The organism is Actinomadura sp. 6N118, from assembly GCF_044326415.1.
Lineage (GTDB): Bacteria > Actinomycetota > Actinomycetes > Streptosporangiales > Streptosporangiaceae > Spirillospora.
This window is the reverse complement of the sequence record NZ_JBIRAZ010000027.1, coordinates 20967-37210: the sequence shown is the minus strand read 5'-3', so window position 1 is coordinate 37210 and position 16244 is coordinate 20967. Positions and strand designations below refer to the sequence as shown.

Below are 16244 nucleotides of genomic sequence, written 5' to 3'. Positions count from 1 at the left end.
CCCAGCCACCCAATCAAAGGACAAGCTGCGCTTGGCTGTCTTGATTTCCGCCAGGATGGATGCATGGATCTTGTCGACCGCTGGATGGAACTGGCTGGGTCGCAGACGCGGCACATCGGCGAGGAACTGGCTGCCCGCTACGGCGAGGACCACCGCCGCTACCACACCCGTGAGCACCTGACCGCCGTCCTGGATCTCGTGGACGAACTGGCGGGCCACGCGGCGGACGCCGACGCCGTACGTCTGGCGGCATGGTTCCACGACGCGGTGTACGACCCGGAGCGCGCCGACAACGAGGAACGCAGCGCCCGGCTCGCGGAACGCATGCTCACCGACACCGACCTCACGCCCGAGCGCGTCGCAGAAGTGTCACGTCTCATCGTCCTCACCGAGACCCACGCCCCCGAGGACGGCGACCGCAACGGCCAGGTGCTGTGCGATGCCGACCTGGCGATCCTCGGCTCCGATCCCGAGCGGTACGCCGCGTACGCCGCCGCCGTCCGCGAGGAGTACGCGTTCGTGCCGGACGAGTTCTTCAAGCCCGGCCGGGCCGACGTGCTGGCGGGGCTGCTGGAGTTGCCCGCGCTCTTCCACACCGCTCCGGCGCGTGAACGTTTTGAGGCTGTGGCCCGGCGCAACATCGAGACCGAGCTCATGCTGTTGAGGGCCTGACGGGGCCGGTGAACTTGCGGTGGCGCAGGCCCGCCCGGATCAGGCGGGCGACGAGCTCCTGGCAGCCGACTGCCTCGGCGCCCAGGTCGATGGCTTGTTGGTACAGGTGGGAGGGCACGTCGTAGTGGTCGCGTTCGAACGCGCGCGGCGGCACGCCCAGAGCCCGGGCGAACACGTGCAGCTCCTCGTACGAGACATCGCTGACCATGTGTGACCACACCCGTCCGCGCGCGGGCCACAGCGGCGGGTCGATAAGGATCAAGGGGGACTCCCGGGATAGGTGTGCCCAACGCCTACAGTGCCATCCCCTACAGTGCCATGGGGAACGATGTGCAAGGGAGCACGGGAAACGTGGACGTAGCGGCGTATATCGAGGGTAACCGGGAGCGGTTCTTCGCCGATCTCAAGGAGTGGCTGGCGATCCCCTCGATCTCGGGGGATCCGGCGCACCATGCGGATGTACGGCGTTCGGCGGAGTGGCTGGCCGGTTACCTGCGCGGGCAGGGTTTCCCGACGGTCGAGGTGTGGGAGACGGGCGGACTGCCCGCGGTCTTCGCCGAATGGCCGGCCGCCGACCCGGACGCGCCTGCGGTGGTCATCTACGGGCACCACGACGTCCAGCCCGTGGAGCCGCTCGCCGAATGGCACACCGATCCGTTCAGCCCGGTGGAGAAGGGCGACCGGCTGTACGGGCGCGGGGCGTCCGACGACAAGGGCCAGGTCTTCTTCCACACGCTGGGGATCGCGGCCGGGCTCGCCGCGTCCGGCGCCACCGCCCCGCCTGTGACGATCAAGCTGCTGGTCGAGGGCGAGGAGGAGTCGGGCTCGGCGCACTTCCCCGAGCTGCTCCAGGAACGGCGGGATCGGCTGGCGTGCGACGCCGTGGTCATCAGCGACACGACGATGTGGAGCGCCGACGTCCCCTCCATGTGCACCGGGATGCGCGGCCTGACGGAGGTGAGCGTCTCGCTGTACGGGCCGGACATCGATCTGCACTCCGGGTCGTTCGGCGGCGCCGTCCCCAACCCGCTGCACGCGATGGCCTCCCTCTTGGCCGGTCTGCACGACGAGGACGGACGGGTCACGCTGCCCGGCTTCTATGACGGGGTCGTTCCGCTGACGGCCGAGGAGCGCGAGCTGTTCGCGCGGCTGCCGTTCGACGAGGCGGCGTGGCTCAAGACGGCCGGCAACAGCGGCGCCGCGTACGGGGAGAAGGGCTACACCACGCTGGAGCGCGTCTGGGCGCGGCCGACCGCCGAGGTCAACGGCATGTGGGGCGGCCACACCGGACCGGGCGGGAAGACGATCGTCCCGCGTGAGGCGCACGCGAAGATCTCGTTCCGGCTGGTGGCCGGACAGGAGCCGCGCACCGTGCAGGAGGCGTTCAAGGAGTTCGTGGCGGCGAACACCCCGGCCGGGATCCGGAGCGAGGTGAACATCGCCGCCGACGGCGTGCGGCCGTGCTTCTCGCCGATCGACTCCACGGCCGTACGCGCGGCGCGGCGGGCGATGGAGAAGGCGTTCGGCAAGGAGATCCTGTTCACCCGGGAGGGCGGCAGCGGCCCGGAGGCCGACCTCGCCGACATCCTGAAGGCGCCGCTGGTCTTCGTCGCCGTCGGGCTGGACGACGACCAGATCCACGCGCCGAACGAGAAGGTCGAGATGCCACTGCTGCTCAAGGGCGCCGAGGCGGCCGCCTACCTGTGGGAAGAGCTCGCGACCGCGCTGCGTTAGGCGTGATTGTCCGCTCTTGGGGAGGCCGTTTGTCCGAGACACTGCAGTGGCTGGCCCTGGCGCGCGGCACCCTCGACCGGGTCGCCGAACGCCGTAAGGATGACGCCTGGGTCGAGGCCGCGTGGGCCGACCCGCGTACCCGGGTGCTGATGATCGAGCAGGGGCGGGCGCTCGTCCGCGTGGAAAGCGGCCCGGCCCTGCTGCTGCTCTCGCCCTCAGACGTGCCGGACGGCGACCGTTATCTGCTGGGCGTGGACGACGACGGGATCGCCTACTTCGCCGTCGCCGTCGCCGGGCCGCTGCCGGTGATCGAGGGCGCCGAGAAGGCCGGGATCCGGCGGGTCGGCGCGTTGCTGGAAGACCTGGACTCGGGACTGCTGACGCACGCGGTCGCGCTGGAGCACTGGCACGCCACCAACCGCTTCTGCCCACGTTGCGGAGGGCCGTCGGAGCTCGCGGCGGCAGGGCATGTACGGGTCTGCCCGGCCGACGGGTCCGAGCAGTTCCCGCGGGTCGACCCGGCCGTGATCATGCTGGTTCAGGACGACGACGAGCGGATCCTGCTGGCCCGCGGGCCACAGTGGCCGGAGGACCGTCGTTCGATCCTGGCAGGCTTCGTCGAGCCGGGGGAGTCGCTGGAGCAGGCGGTCGCGCGTGAGGTGCGCGAAGAGGTCGGGCTGGCCGTACGGGACGTCCGCTACCTGGGCAGCCAGCCGTGGCCGCTGCCGCAGAGCCTCATGCTCGGCTTCTTCGCGCGGGCGTACGGCGACCTGGAACTGCGGCCGGCCCCGGAGGAGATCCTGGACGCGGCCTGGTACACCAGGGACGAGCTGCGCGCGGCGATCGAGGCTGGGCAGATCGTCGCGCCCGGGCCGCTGTCGATCGCGGCGCAGTTGATCATGCGGTGGTACGGAGGCGAGCTGCCGAACATGCCGCCGTTCTGACATGCCCGCCGTTCTGACATGGCGCCGTTCTGACATGCCCGCCGTTCGACATACGGAGACCCCCGCCGCAGCGGGGGCCTCCATAGGTCTTGTGACAGTCTCAGACGCCGAGCAGTCGCTTGACGGTCTTGGCGCTCGGGTTGGTGAGGACGTGCTGCTCACCGGTCGGGTCGACCAGGGTCACGGTGGGGACGGTCTGGTTGCCGCCGTTGACGCTCATCACGTACTCCGCGGCGGCCGGGTCGCGCTCGATGTCGACCTCCGCCATGCGGATGCCGTCGCGGGCCAGCTGGCTCTTGAGGCGACGGCAGAAGCCGCACCAGGTCGTGGTGTACATGGTGAGCTGGCCGATCGGGCCCCTGGCCTGTTCGGTGGTCGGCGTCGCCATCTGTACGTCTTCTCCTGTCAAAGTTCTGGGGTGCTGCGGCCGACCAGCACAACATCCGGGGGCCGCGTCGCATTCCAGAGGTTATCCACAGTTGGCGCAGGAGGCCGATTCCGTCCCTCGCGGCTGCAAGGATGGGGCCATGGAGGCTGAGGGGGTTCTGGAGGGGCTTGATCCGGAGCAGCGGGCGGTCGCTGAGGCCGTTCAGGGGCCGGTCTGCGTGCTCGCGGGCGCCGGCACCGGCAAGACCCGGGCGATCACCCACCGCATCGCATACGCCACACTGACCGGTGTCGTCGCGCCGCAGCGGGTGCTCGCTGTGACGTTCACCACTCGTGCCGCCGGAGAGCTGCGCGGGCGGCTGCGCCGTCTCGGCGCGCCCGGCGTGCAGGCCCGCACGTTCCACGCGGCGGCGTTGCGGCAGCTGTCGTACTTCTGGCCGCGCGTCATCGGCGGCGACACGCCCAAGATCATCGAGTCCAAGATCCCGGTGGTGGCGGACGCGGCGCGGGCCTGCCGGTTGTCGTTCGGCCGCACCGAGCTGCGCGACATCGCGGCGGAGATCGAGTGGGCCAAGGTCACCCAGACCCGCCCCGAAGACTACGCGGCCGCGGTCGCCCGGTCGTCCCGCAAGGCGCCGAACGACGTGGTCGACGTGGCCCGGGTCTATTCGATGTACGAGCAACTCCGCCGCGAGCGCAACCTCCTCGACTTCGAGGGGATGCTGGAGCTGACGGTCGCCGTCCTCACCGACAACCGCGACGTCGCCAACCAGGTCCGCGAGCAATACCGCTACTTCGTGGTCGACGAGTTCCAAGACGTCAACCCGCTGCAAAAGCTCCTGCTCGACGCGTGGCTGGGCGACCGCGACGACCTGTGCGTGGTGGGCGACCCCAACCAGACGATCTATTCGTTCACCGGGGCCAGCCCCGACCACCTGCTCGGCTTCACCCGCGAGCACCCGGGCGCCACGGTGGTCAAGCTGGTGCGCGACTACCGTTCGACGCCGCAGGTCGTCCAGCTCGCCAACGGGGTGATCGGCCAGTCCCGCAGCGAGACCGCCCGCCGCCACAAACTGGAGCTGGTCGCCCAGCGGCAGGACGGCCCCGAGCCGCTCTTCAGCGAATACGACGACGAGGTCGCCGAGGCCGACGACATGGCCCGCCGTGCCCGCAAGCTCATCGACGAGGGCGTGCCGGCCAGCGAGATCGCCGTGCTCTACCGGATCAACGCGCAGTCGGAGACCTACGAGTCCGCCCTCGCCGCAGCGGGCGTGCCCTACGTGCTGCGCGGCGCGGAGCGGTTCTTCGACCGTCCCGCCGTCCGCGAGGCCGTCGTCCGCCTGCGCGGCGCCGCCCGCGCCGGTGCCGACGCCGAGACCGACGGCCTCGGATTGATACAGACGGTGCGGCACGTCCTCGGGGGCGCGGGCTTCACCGAGGAGGCCCCCGAGGGCACCGGCGCCGCCCGCGAAAAGTGGGAGTCCCTCGCCGCCCTGGCACAGCTGGCCGAAGACATGGCCGCCGACAATCCCCAGGCCGGCCTGCCGGACTTCGTCGCCGAGCTGGAAGAACGCGCCGCCCTCCAGCACGCCCCCACCCTCGAAGGCGTCACCCTGGCCTCCCTCCACTCGGCCAAGGGCCTGGAGTGGGACGCCGTCTTCCTGGTCGGCCTGGCCGAGGGCACGCTCCCGATCATCTACGCCGAGACACCCGAACAAATAGAAGAAGAACGCCGCCTCCTCTATGTCGGCATCACCCGGGCACGCGAGCACCTCTCGCTCTCCTGGGCCCTTTCCCGTTCTCCAGGAGGCCGTCGCAACCGGCGCCCGTCCCGATTCCTCGACGGCCTCACCCCCAAGACCGCCACCCCGACTCCGGCCCGCGTCGAACGCACCAAACGTTCAGGCCGCAAGGGCCCGCAACCCTGCCGCGTCTGCGGCCGCCCCCTCACCGCCGCGATCGAGCGCAAGCTGGGCCGCTGCGAAGACTGCCCCGCCGAGCTCAACGAGGGCCTCCTCCTAGCCCTCAAAGACTGGCGCACCGAAACCTCTTCCGCCCAAAAGATCCCCGCCTACGTCGTCTTCACCGACGCCACCATCCAGGCCATCGCCGAGCGCACCCCCGAGTCCATGGAGGACCTCGCCCAGATCCCGGGCGTCGGCAAGATCAAGCTCGACAAATATGGCGAGGCCGTCCTGGCCCTCTGCCGCGCCTGAAACCCCATACCAAGGGGGTGAGAGCCGCGCCACACCCTCCGATTTGCAACACTTGCCGGCGTGAAGGAATCACTGAAGGCGTTGCTGGACATCCTCGATCTCGAACAGGTCGAGAACGACATCTTCCGCGGGCGCAGCCCCGAGGACCGCCAGCAGCGCGTGTTCGGCGGCCAAGTGGCAGGCCAGGCCCTCGTCGCCGCCGGCCGCACCGTGCCCCCCAACCGGCCGGTGCACTCCCTCCACGCCTACTTCATCCGGCCCGGCGACCCCTCGGTGCCGATCGTCTACACCGTTGACCGGGTCCGCGACGGCCGCTCGTTCACGACCCGCCGCGTCCTGGCCATCCAGCACGGCAAGGCCATCTTCAGCCTCTCGGCCTCGTTCCAGATCGTCGAGGACGGCCCAGTCCACCAGGCCCCCATGCCCGACGTGCCCGACCCGGAGAGCATCCCGCTGGCCCAGGACCGCCTGACACCCCTCTTCGGTGAACGCTTCGCCACCGACTTCGTGGCCCGCCGCCCGTTCGACGTCCGGCACGCCACCCCGCTCACCTGGGAGGCCGCAAAAGACACCTCCCTCGCCACCCCGGAGTCCAAGGTCTGGCTCAAAGTCGACGGCGAACTCCCCGACGACCCCCTCCTGCACGTCTGCCTCATGACGTACGCGTCGGACATGACCCTTCTGGACACCGTTCTCCTCAACCACGGCCTGGCCTGGGGCGACAAGCGCACAATGGGCGCCAGCCTCGACCACGCGATGTGGTTCCACAAACCCTTCCGAGCCGATGACTGGCTCCTCTACTACCAAGAAACCCCCTTCGCCGGCGGCGCCAGAGGCCTAGCCCGAGGCCAGGTCTACACCCGCGAAGGCGACCTGGTCGTCTCCGTAATGCAAGAGGGCCTAATCCGAGTAACCGACACCTGACAGGCAGAAACGTCGACCGCAAGGTGGATCCACCAACGGCGCCCGCTCCCTACAGCATGGGAGCGGGCGCTTATGTGTTAGTACCTGGGTACCAGTTGTGAGCCGAATGTGTTTAGGACCCTGCTCCCTTTCGGGCGCCACAGGGGTTCAGCGAGCATTTCACTGTCGTTGCACATGATCATGCTCCGATGTGCATTCGACGTCCATCCGCTCCCCGGTACTGAATGTAAGGAATCCATGCGTACCGTCAAGCTCGTCGGAACCACCGCCGCGGCCGGCATCGCCCTGGCCATGCTGAGCGCGCCGAGCGCGCTGGCCGCTCCCACCGCTCCCGCCGCCCCCATCGCCAAGGCCGCGGCGGTCACGGACACCGTGAAGATCCAGAAGAGGGACTTCATCTACTGCGGCAAGGGCAAGGGCGGCAAGAAGAGGGTGAACTTCAGCTGGAAGAAGGGCGACAACTCCACCACGGTCTACTTCAACAATCACTGCACAAAGGGCAAGAGGATCCCCGCCACCGTCCAGGCCCGCGCGAAGCACGGCACCAAGGGATGGGTTTACCAGTACAAGTGCCTGACCACCAAGGGCAAGACCGACGGGAAGAAGAAGTTCTCGACGGGCCGCTGGACCATCCACAACATCTCCGGCAAGAGCAAGTACTGCAAGAAGTGAGTTGAGCAGTCGCCGTACCAAAGCGCCCCGTTCGCGGTCAGCCGCGGACGGGGCGCTTTCGAGTACGCGGATTCCGGCGCCTTGTCAGCGGTTCCGGGGGCGACCCGGCCTCCGCCGGCTGACCGGGTGAGGGGTCAGCCGAGCCCCCCGTGCATTCCAACGTGCACCGTGACGGTTTCAGGCATGCCCGCTGAGGAACCGGCCGGTCAGGTGCGCTTGGCGTATTCGGACATCTCTCCGAAGTCGACGAAGACGCATGATTCGTCGCCCACCACTTCGGCGTCGTGGCCGGGCGGGATGGCGACGGCGTCGCCGGCTGCGACTTCCTTCTGCGTGCCGTCGGCCATGAAGATCCGCATGCGCCCTGAGACGCAGAAGCCCAGATGCGACACCTCGCACTGTTCGGTGCCGGCGATCGGCTTGACGTTCTTCGACCAGCGCCATCCGGGCTCGAAGATCGCGCGGCCTACCGTCTTGCCGGCCAGCGTCACCAGATCGGCCTTGCCGTTGCCTTCGAACTCCCGCGTTTCGTCGGGTCGCTGGAAATTCTTGACCTCGATCTGAGCCATGCTCGTCCCCCCGATGTACGTAGTGACTCGTTCCCGGCCCTACCCGGCGGTGGCGGAACATAACCGAACTGACCTGCGCATACGCCCTCATGCCCCGCGCGTCTGCGATCACGAATCCGGCCCGTCTGCCGGCCCGCCTGGCAGACCCAGGCACGACCGCCCCCGCAGCTTTGGGCGGGGGCGGTCTACGTGTGGGGTGGATCAGGCGGTGAAGTCCTTGTGCTTGCAGCTGGGGGTCTTCTCACCTTCGCGGTTGGTCAGGCAGACGCGCAGGCGGACGCGTGTGCCATCCTTCACCTTGACGACCTTGTATTTCTTGTTCATCTTCTTGTCGCTCTTGTTCTCGAGCGACGTGATGATCTCGTTGTAGGGCTTTTTGATCCGCAGCAGTGTGATCCTGACCCACTGGCCGTCCTTCCTGTTGTCGCGGACCATGATCACGGACTTGTGCTTCGGCTGGGCACCGTTGCCGTTGTGCCAGAAGAATCCCGAGCCGTCGGGCACGCCGCTGTCACGGGTGTTGACGGATCCGGACGTGCCGCGCGCCTGAGCAGCGGCGTCGTCGGCGTGCGCGGCCGGGACAGCGACCAGCGACAGGGCGCAGGTCATGAGGGAGGCGGAGATCACCGTCTTCTGAATCATGCGGCAATGGTGTCCAGCCGCATGTGTTCCTCCAAGGTTCCAGGGGGCCAAGCCCGAATGGTGCCCCGGCGCCTTGACTTCGCCGGTCCGCCGGCGCTCAGACCGACGTTGTGAACAGGAAGTTCATTGGGAAGCCCTTGGTGCCGCGGGGCAGCGGCGGCCAGGGCCAGCGGCCGAAAGATGCGCCGTCCTCGCCAGGGACCTTGACCTCCTGCACAGTCCAGCCGGACGTGGTCAGGACGTCCTCGGGATCGTCGGTGCCCCACAACCACGGGCAGCCGTCCTCGTGGAGCCGGCGCAGGCCGTCCTGGGTGAACTCGCTGACCATGGACTGGTGGCTCAGCAGGTCGCCGGCCAGCACGCTGCCCGGTGCGGAGAGAGACGCGAGGCGCGCGAGGAGCGTGCGGGCGTCGTCCTCAGGTAGGTAGAACAGCAGGCCCTCGACGATCCACAGGGTGGGGACGGACGAGTCCCAGCCTGCGGCGCGGAGCAGCCCGTCCCACGGTCCGGTCAGGTCCGTGCCGATGGCCTGCCGCTCGCAGGCGTGCCGGGCGCCCAATTCGGCAAGCCGTTTCTCCTTCCAATCGACGAGGTCGGCGTGGTCCAGCTCGTACAGGACGGTCCCGGAAGGCCAGGCCAGCCGGACCGACCGAGTGTCCAGGCCCGCCGCGACCAGGACGACCTGGGTGAGGGCTGCGGACCGGCCGATGACCTCGTCCAGGTAGCGGGTGCGGATGGCGAGGAACTCAGTCGTCCCGGGGTTGGCGTAGCGCTCGTACCGCGCGAAGCCCTCCGGCCCGGCGAGCTCCCCGGCCAGCTCGTCGGTGAACAGGGCGTCGTCGCGGCGGGTCTCGTCCGCGCGCGCGGCGGCTGTCCAGCGGGCCGTGGCGGAAACACCGTTCATTCGATCCTCATCTCTCAGCGGCGGCCGGCCGACACGGCGTCCATGAGGCGCCGCATCGACTCGGGGATCCGGGCGGGCTTCATGTGGCCGCGCTCGTCGGGCTGGACGCAGGCGACGCGCTGTTCGCCGGTCGCGACCAGTTCCTCGCCGTCGGGCCGCTGCCGCCAGTACTCGAACGTCATGGTCATCTGCGTCTGGCCCACCTCGCCGAGGAACATCCGCACGATGACCTCGTCGAAGACGGTCAGCTCCCGCAGGTACTCGCACTGGCAGCTGACGGTCAGCAGGCGGACGCCGTCACCGAACCCCGCCACCACGTCCGGCGAGAACTCCCGCATGCACAGCTCGCGGGCGCGGCCCTGCCAGCTGATGTAGTTGACGTAGTTGACGTTGCCCAGCAGGTCGGTGTCCTCGATCGTCACGATGTGCCGGTACTCATAGCCCCTCATGTCGCGGTCCTGTTCGTCAGGACGCCCAGCACGACCGGCTCGGCGACTCCCCGCATCCCGGCCGCGAGCGTGGCCACGCGCGCGTCGCCCGCGGCGAGCACGGCCCAGCCGTCCTCGTGAACGGAGTCGAGCGTGAACGCGGTACCAGCGGGCAGCCCGGCCTTGACCGCGGACTCCGCGGCGGTCCAGACGCGGGTCGCGGCCGTGTCGAAGTCCTCCTCCAGGGCCTCGACGAGGGCCCCGGTGAGGGCGAGCCCGTCGGTGCCGAGGAGCCCGGCCCAGACGTCCCGGCCCCGTTCGGTGACGATCTCCAGGTCACAGCCGGGCGTGGTGGTCGCGAGGGTGATCCCGGTGCTGTGGGCGATCGACACGGTGTCGCCGGTGCTCGGCTCGGGCCTGCCGTCCGGGCGGTGGCGCAGCGTGACGTCGCCGCCGAGCAGCCGCCGGACGGCCAGTTCGGCGGCCTCGCGGCGGGACGCGCCAGCCGGGTCGGTGTCCAGCGTCGCCCGCCCGGCCAGGCCGAACTCGACGAGCGCGTGCTCGACGTACGGGCCGAGCAGGGCGGGCACCCATCCGCCGGGCAGCGGGAACTTCTCGACGATCCGGGTCCGGAACCCCTCCCAGGTCTCGATCAGCTCGCCGTCCTCGTCGGTGATCTCCATGTCCCAGCAGGTGTCGTCGCGCCGGTAGCGGGCGTGGACGAACGCGGGGGTCGCGCCGGCGTGCGGGCCCGGGACGAGCCGGTCGACGCCCGCCGGGATCGCGAGGACGGTCGGGGCGCACAGCACGAGCGGCTGCATGTAGGAGTCGCGGGCCGCCGGGTCGCCGAGCAGCAGCTGCCCCGGCAGGTAGCGGCCGAACCAGTCCGCCCGGGTGCCCGGCAGCAGCCGTGCCGTGACGTGCCAGGCGTCCGCGCGGCGGATGTCGCCCATCAGCCGGAACCGCGGGCCGTGGAACAATATCGGCCCGTACAGCTCGGTCTGCGGGTCGATCGCCATGGGTGGCAGCGCCGCGTTCTCCTGCCGGACGACTCCCGAGCCCTTGGGCTTGGCGGCCGGCGGCTCGCAGACCGCGCGGAAGTGCTCCACCTGGAAGTTGGTCGTGCTGCACCGGACGACGGTGGCGACGCGGTCCGGAGCGGTGCGCAGGGCTGCGACCCGGACGGTGACCGTGGTGTCCTCGGGGACGGCGATCGCCCGCAGGAACTCCACGCCGGTCAGCACGGGCGCCGCGTCCGCCTCGGGGTCGAGGTCGAGCAGCGCCGCGGCGGCCTGCGCCATGATCTCCATGCCGACGGTGCCGGGCAGGACGGCCTCGGTCCCGCCGCCGAACACGTGCTCGGCGAGATAGGGGTCGCTGCCCCAGCTGACGTCGGCGTCGGCGACCAGCTCGATGCCCGGATAGGTGACGCGGGGCCGTTCGAGGAAGCGCAGCAGCGGCAGCTCACCCGCGCCGAACGACACGGTGGGCATCTCGCCGAACCGTCCGGTGACGACGGCGACGACCGGGGCGGCGGGGTCGGCGACCAGGTCGCACAGGATCTTCACGCCCTGGTCGGGGGTGATCGTGGTGACGCCCGCGCGAGCCAGGTTCTCGACCGAGCCGAGCCGCTCGCCCATGCCGACGCCGGACCACAACGACCACTCGACCGCGCGGAAGCGGCAGTGCGGCAGCTCGGCAGCGAGCCGTTCGACGAGGTCGCTCTGCCATTCGTTCGCAACTGCGTAGTGGGCCTCACCGCGCAGCCCGGCGCGCCCGGTCATGCTGCCGAACGTGACGACGAGCCGCAGCCGCGCGGTGTCGACGGCGGCGAGCACCGCCTCCAGGCCGGCGACCTTCGGGTCGATCGTGCGGGCGTAGTCCTCGTCGGTCAGCTCCTCCAGCAGCTTGGGGACGTTGCCGCCCGCGCCGTGCAGGACGGCGGTGACCGGCCCGAACTCCGCCTCCGCCGCCGCGACGACCTCGGCGACGCGGGCCGCGTCGGTGACGTCGGCGCGCAGGTAGCGTGCGGTGACCCCGGCGGCGTCCATACGTTCGAGGTTGGCGGCCAGCTCGGCGTCCCCGTCCGGCGCTGATCGCCCGAGCAGGACGAGCCGAGCGCCGCTCCTCCGGGCGAGCATCAGGGCACACTCGGCGGAGATGCCCTTGCCCCCGCCGGTGACGAGCAGCACGTCGCCGGGACCGAGGGGCAGGTCGATGCCGTCCAGCTCGACGGGCGAGAGAACGGGCTCACGGCGGACGCCGCCGTCATGCTCCACCTCGCGGAACCGATCGGTCGCGGAGGCCTCAGCGGCGAGCAACTTGGGTGTCGCCGGGTCGTCCAGGGCGGCGGTGACCACGGTCGTGGCCACCCAGGGCGCCTCCAGATGCAGCGTCTTGGCGAAACCGGCGGCGCCCGGCTCCTCCTGGACGAGGACGCAGCGCTTCACGTCCCTTCCTGAAACGAGCTTGGCGGCGAGGACGGCTTCGGCACCAGACCGCAGCGTCGCGAGCCGCTCGTCCCGCCCGGACGGAACGATCACCAGGACGCCGTCGCCGAGCTGTGCCGACTCCAGCTCCTCGCGCAGCGCCCCGGCGGCGGGGTGGTCGCCGACGACCTGCCAGGCGCCTTGGGCGCGCGGCGCGGTCCGGGCGGGCGCGGGCGCCGCGCGGCGGTCGAGCGCGAACGCGCGGACCCATGGCCCGACGCCCGGAGGGACGATGCGTGCGGCGGCCGTCTCGGCGTCCTCCGTTCCCGTGGCGCCCGTCTCGACCAGCTCCTGCAGCGTCTCGGCGACCTGGCCGAGTGTCGCGGTCGCGTACCCGGTCGGCGCGGTGGGCTCGTTCAGGTCGAGCGTGCGCATCGCCTCGCCGACCAGCTCCGACACGACGATGGAGCTGAGGTGCAGGTCGTCGAGGAACTTGCTGTCGGCCTGGACGGTCTCCAGCGGGAACTCGGCGCGGCGGGCGACGAGCGTGCGCAAGAGCAGCAGCGGGTCCTCGATGTCCGCGGCGTCCACGGCCTCACCGGCGGGCGCGCCGCCCGCGGTGACGGCGGCCCGCGCGGACGCGTCGGCCAGCAGCGCCGCGTCCACCTCCGGGACGATCTCGCAGAGGTTGGCGATGAAGCCCGGCTCGGCATCCGGGTCGAACGGCCGGATCAGCCGTTCGGCGAACAGCTCGGCGACCTCGACGTTCGCGCCCACGGCGAACGCTGCGCCGAGCACGCCCAGCAGGCCGGTGAGGGTGTCCTCGTCGGTACGGGTGGCGACGGCCGGTACGTCCGTGATCTCGCGGGCGAGGTGGGTGAGGACCTGGCCGGGGCCGACCTCGATCAGCAGGTCCGCGTTCCGTGCCGCCGCGGCGAGCGCCTGGGTGAACAGGACAGGGGCGGTGATCTGCGCGCGCAGCAGCTCCCGCAGGCCCTCCTCGGTGCCGGACGCGACCGGCTCGCCCGTCACCGTCGAGACCACCCGGCGGCGGACAGGCGCCAGTGCCTCGCCCTTCAGGTGCCCGGCGAACGCCTCGGCGGCGGGGGCGACCAGGGGCGAGTGGAACGCATGCGACACCGGCAGCCGCACCGCCTGGAGACCCGCCCGGGTGGCGCGGCCGATGACCCGCAGCAGCCCGGCGGACGGGCCGGACACGACGGTCTGCCGCGGTCCGTTGTGGCCCGCGATGACGACGCCGTTGTCCTGCTCGGCTAGCAGTTCGGCGACCGTCGCAGCGTCGGCGGAGATCCCCGCCATCGCGCCGCCGTCCTCGGCCAGCTCGCTCATCGTGGCGCCGCGCGCCGTGGCGATCCGCAGCAGCGCGGCCTCGTCGAAGGCGTCCGCCCAGTGCAGCGCGGTGATCTCGCCGAGGCTGTGGCCGACGGCGGCCTGCGCCTCCACGCCCAGCCCGGTGAGCATCCGCAGCCCGGCGACGGAAGCGGTCGCGATGCGCGGCTGCGCCACCGCCGTCTCCACCTGGTCGCCGCCGGTCGGCAGCGCGGCCGTCTCGTACAGCTCGTCCACGGCCTCGAACCGGCGCCGCAGCGCCCCGCCGTCCGAACGGGTGCCCGAGCCCTGGCCCGGGAACAGGTAGACGATCCGGGGCAGCTCGCCCGGCCCGCCGACGAACACGCCGGACGCCGGGTCGATGTGCCGCTGCGGCACGCCCCCATCCTTCGCGAGGTCCCTGCCTTCCGCGGGCTCCCCGTGCCTCACGGGCTCCTTGTCCTTCGCGAGGTCCCCGTTGGCGGCGAGCTTCCCGTTCTCCGAGAGCTTTCCGTTCTCCGAGAGCTTCCCGTTCTCCGAGAGCTTCCCGTTCTCCGAGAGCTTCCCGTTCTCCGAGAGCTTCCCGTTCTCCGAGAGCTTTGCATCCTCGGCGAGCTTTCCGTCCTGCGAGAGCTCTCCGGTCGCCAGCTCGGCGACGCGGCGCAGCGCCGTGGCCAGCTTCGCCGGGGTGTCCGCCACGACGGCCGCGCGCCACGGTCGGCGGGCGAGCCGCCCGGCCAGGTACGCGGCGAGGTCGGGCAGCTCGGAACGCGCGGCGGCCTCCGCGACGGGCACGAGCGCGGTGGCGCTCTGGGCGAGCGCGGCGGGCGAGTCGGCGTCCAGGACGAACAGCTCCACGTCCTGCGGGGAGTTCAGCATCGACCGGGTGCGGTTGTCGACACGTGTCCGGCGGCGTGCCCTCGCCGCCTCCACGACCATGTGCGTGTTGATGCCGCCGAAGCCCATCGCGCTGACGCCGGCGCGCAGCGGCGCCCCGTCCGGCCAGGCCTCGCCCTTCCGCAGCACGCGCAGCGCGTCCGCGCCCTCGTCCAGCAGCGGATGCGGGCGCTCGCAGCCGGTGGTGGGCGGCAGCACGCCCGCGCCGACCGCCTTCACCGCCTTGATCAGGCCCGCGACGCCCGCCGCGGCCTTGGTGTGCCCGATGTTCGCCTTGATCGAGCCGACGACCGCGGGCGGCGTGTCCGAGCCGGCGGCGCGGCGCGCCTCGATCAGCGTCTCCAGCTCTGCGGCGTCGCCGACGGCGGTGCCCGTGCCGTGCCCCTCGAAGTAGGCGACGTCGCCCGGGCCGAACCCGGCGCGGCGGTACGCGCGGTCCAGCGCGAGCCGCTGCCCGTCGGTCTCCGGGCGGGTGATGCCGCCCGCGCCGTCCGACGAGACGCCCCACCCGTCGATGAACCCGTGGACGCGGTGCCCCCGGGCCACCGCGTCCTCCTCGCGCATCAGGACCACCATGCCGCAGCCCTCGCCAGGCCAGAACCCGGCAGAGCGCTGGTCGTACACCCGCATCTCCTCGATCGCGAGCGCGCCCGCGCGGGAGAAGCCGATCAGCTCGGTGGCGTCCACGCTGATGTCCACGCCGCCCGCCACGGCGAGATCCATGTCCCCGGACAGCAGCGCGTTGCAGGCCGTGATCACCGACAGCAGGGACGAGGCGCACGCGCCGTCCACGACGTAGCCGCCGCCGTTGAAGTCGAAGTGGTTGCAGATGCGGCCCGCGATCGTGTTGGACAGCCCGCCCGCCAGCGAGTCGCCGTCCGGCACCGGGAACGGCGCCTTGTAGGAGTGCTCCAGCTCGGCCAGCAGCGCCGCGAGCCGGTCACCGGCGACGTCGTCCTTCAGCGCGTCGGCGACGACGCGGCGCACGTACGGCCAGCGCAGCCGCATCTGCGCCGCGCGGATCCCCTCGCCGGTCAGCGAGTTCCCGACGACGACGCCGGTGGACTGGCCGGGCGCACCGCGCCCCTCGGGCAGGCCCGCGTCGGCCAGCGCCTCGGCGGCGGTCTCCAGTGCGAGCCAGTGGGTCAGGTCCGCGTTGCGGAAGGTGGACCCGGCGACCTTGAAGCGCATCCGGTCGAACTCCCAGTCGCGCAGCAGCGCGGCCTCGGTGATGTAGATGTGGTCGGCCGAAGCGCGGTCGGCGTTGTAGTAGTCCTCCAGCCGGATGCGCTGGGACGGGATCCGCCGGAACGACCGGCGCCCCGCCAGCACGTTGTCCCACAGTTCGTCCGGCGTCGCGGCGTCAGGGAACCGGCACGCCATGCCGACGATCGCGATACGAGAAACCACATGAACCCCCATGAAGCGGCAGCGGCCCTTCGCGCGCCTATCCGCACCGGAATGCGGGCATGCCAAATGAACGGCGGGCCCATTCGG

Annotated in this window: 13 protein-coding genes; 6 read left to right on the top strand and 7 right to left on the bottom strand. The window is 71.0% G+C overall.

Annotated features, from left to right (window positions below):
- Positions 1-63: 63 nt before the first annotated feature.
- On the top strand, positions 64-672 hold the full coding sequence (locus ACH34W_RS46260; protein ID WP_395967615.1) for a metal-dependent phosphohydrolase: 609 nt from the start codon (positions 64-66) through the stop codon (positions 670-672).
- Here ACH34W_RS46260 and ACH34W_RS46255 read toward each other — a convergent pair.
- Positions 653-934 (bottom strand): DUF4031 domain-containing protein, encoded by a 282-nt coding sequence (locus ACH34W_RS46255; protein ID WP_395967614.1) that lies wholly within the window; start codon positions 932-934, stop codon positions 653-655. The two genes, ACH34W_RS46260 and ACH34W_RS46255, sit on opposite strands and share 20 nt — an antisense overlap.
- Positions 935-1023: 89 nt before the next feature.
- Here ACH34W_RS46255 and ACH34W_RS46250 point away from each other — a divergent pair, with 89 nt between their 5' ends.
- Complete coding sequence (locus ACH34W_RS46250) at positions 1024-2406, top strand: dipeptidase (RefSeq protein WP_395967613.1); 1383 nt, start codon at positions 1024-1026, stop codon at positions 2404-2406.
- Between the two features lie 29 nt (positions 2407-2435).
- Positions 2436-3350 (top strand): NAD(+) diphosphatase, encoded by a 915-nt coding sequence (nudC, locus tag ACH34W_RS46245; RefSeq protein ID WP_395967612.1) that lies wholly within the window; start codon positions 2436-2438, stop codon positions 3348-3350.
- A gap of 100 nt (positions 3351-3450) precedes the next feature.
- On the opposite strand, the gene ACH34W_RS46240 is transcribed toward nudC, so the two are convergent.
- The gene (locus ACH34W_RS46240; protein ID WP_395967611.1) at positions 3451-3738 is read right to left on the bottom strand and encodes a mycoredoxin; all 288 of its coding nucleotides are present in this window, start codon (positions 3736-3738) and stop codon (positions 3451-3453) included.
- A gap of 139 nt (positions 3739-3877) precedes the next feature.
- Here ACH34W_RS46240 and ACH34W_RS46235 point away from each other — a divergent pair, with 139 nt between their 5' ends.
- The 3 genes from ACH34W_RS46235 (at position 3878) to ACH34W_RS46225 (ending at position 7549) form a co-directional block, all read left to right on the top strand.
- Entirely contained in the window at positions 3878-5953 is a 2076-nt protein-coding gene (locus tag ACH34W_RS46235) for an ATP-dependent DNA helicase UvrD2 (RefSeq protein WP_395967610.1), read from the top strand.
- Between the two features lie 60 nt (positions 5954-6013).
- Positions 6014-6877 carry an acyl-CoA thioesterase II gene (gene tesB, locus ACH34W_RS46230; RefSeq protein ID WP_395967609.1) on the top strand — a complete coding sequence of 288 codons (864 nt, stop codon included), beginning with the start codon at positions 6014-6016 and terminating at the stop codon, positions 6875-6877.
- Positions 6878-7114: 237 nt separating this feature from the next.
- The gene (locus ACH34W_RS46225) at positions 7115-7549 is read left to right on the top strand and encodes a hypothetical protein (protein ID WP_395967608.1); all 435 of its coding nucleotides are present in this window, start codon (positions 7115-7117) and stop codon (positions 7547-7549) included.
- 206 nt (positions 7550-7755) lie between these two features.
- Here ACH34W_RS46225 and ACH34W_RS46220 read toward each other — a convergent pair whose 3' ends face one another.
- The 5 genes from ACH34W_RS46220 to ACH34W_RS46200 all read right to left on the bottom strand — a co-directional run bounded on the left by ACH34W_RS46220 (position 7756) and on the right by ACH34W_RS46200 (position 16157).
- Complete coding sequence (locus ACH34W_RS46220) at positions 7756-8118, bottom strand: cupin domain-containing protein (RefSeq protein WP_395967607.1); 363 nt, start codon at positions 8116-8118, stop codon at positions 7756-7758.
- A 201-nt stretch (positions 8119-8319) separates the two neighbouring features.
- Positions 8320-8760: a hypothetical protein gene (locus tag ACH34W_RS46215; protein WP_395967606.1), complete on the bottom strand. Its 441-nt coding sequence runs from the start codon at positions 8758-8760 to the stop codon at positions 8320-8322.
- Positions 8761-8857: 97 nt separating this feature from the next.
- Positions 8858-9664, bottom strand: a complete 807-nt coding sequence (locus tag ACH34W_RS46210) for a class I SAM-dependent methyltransferase (protein WP_395967605.1) — start codon at positions 9662-9664, stop codon at positions 8858-8860.
- Between the two features lie 14 nt (positions 9665-9678).
- Entirely contained in the window at positions 9679-10113 is a 435-nt protein-coding gene (locus ACH34W_RS46205) for an acyl-CoA thioesterase (RefSeq protein ID WP_395967604.1), read from the bottom strand.
- On the bottom strand, positions 10110-16157 hold the full coding sequence (locus ACH34W_RS46200) for an SDR family NAD(P)-dependent oxidoreductase (RefSeq protein ID WP_395967603.1): 6048 nt from the start codon (positions 16155-16157) through the stop codon (positions 10110-10112). Before ACH34W_RS46200 ends, ACH34W_RS46205 begins: the two co-directional genes overlap by 4 nt.
- Positions 16158-16244 lie beyond the last annotated feature (87 nt).

Bases quoted from the DNA above. Each gene is read 5' to 3' on its own strand.
- ACH34W_RS46220 (WP_395967607.1), bottom strand. From the start codon at position 8,118: ATGGCTCAGATCGAGGTCAAGAATTTCCAGCGACCCGACGAAACGCGG.
- ACH34W_RS46240 (WP_395967611.1), bottom strand. From the start codon at position 3,738: ATGGCGACGCCGACCACCGAACAGGCCAGGGGCCCGATCGGCCAGCTC.
- ACH34W_RS46260 (WP_395967615.1), top strand. From the start codon at position 64: ATGGATCTTGTCGACCGCTGGATGGAACTGGCTGGGTCGCAGACGCGG.
- ACH34W_RS46205 (WP_395967604.1), bottom strand. From the start codon at position 10,113: ATGAGGGGCTATGAGTACCGGCACATCGTGACGATCGAGGACACCGAC.
- ACH34W_RS46215 (WP_395967606.1), bottom strand. From the start codon at position 8,760: ATGATTCAGAAGACGGTGATCTCCGCCTCCCTCATGACCTGCGCCCTG.
- ACH34W_RS46225 (WP_395967608.1), top strand. From the start codon at position 7,115: ATGCGTACCGTCAAGCTCGTCGGAACCACCGCCGCGGCCGGCATCGCC.
- ACH34W_RS46210 (WP_395967605.1), bottom strand. From the start codon at position 9,664: ATGAACGGTGTTTCCGCCACGGCCCGCTGGACAGCCGCCGCGCGCGCG.
- ACH34W_RS46235 (WP_395967610.1), top strand. From the start codon at position 3,878: ATGGAGGCTGAGGGGGTTCTGGAGGGGCTTGATCCGGAGCAGCGGGCG.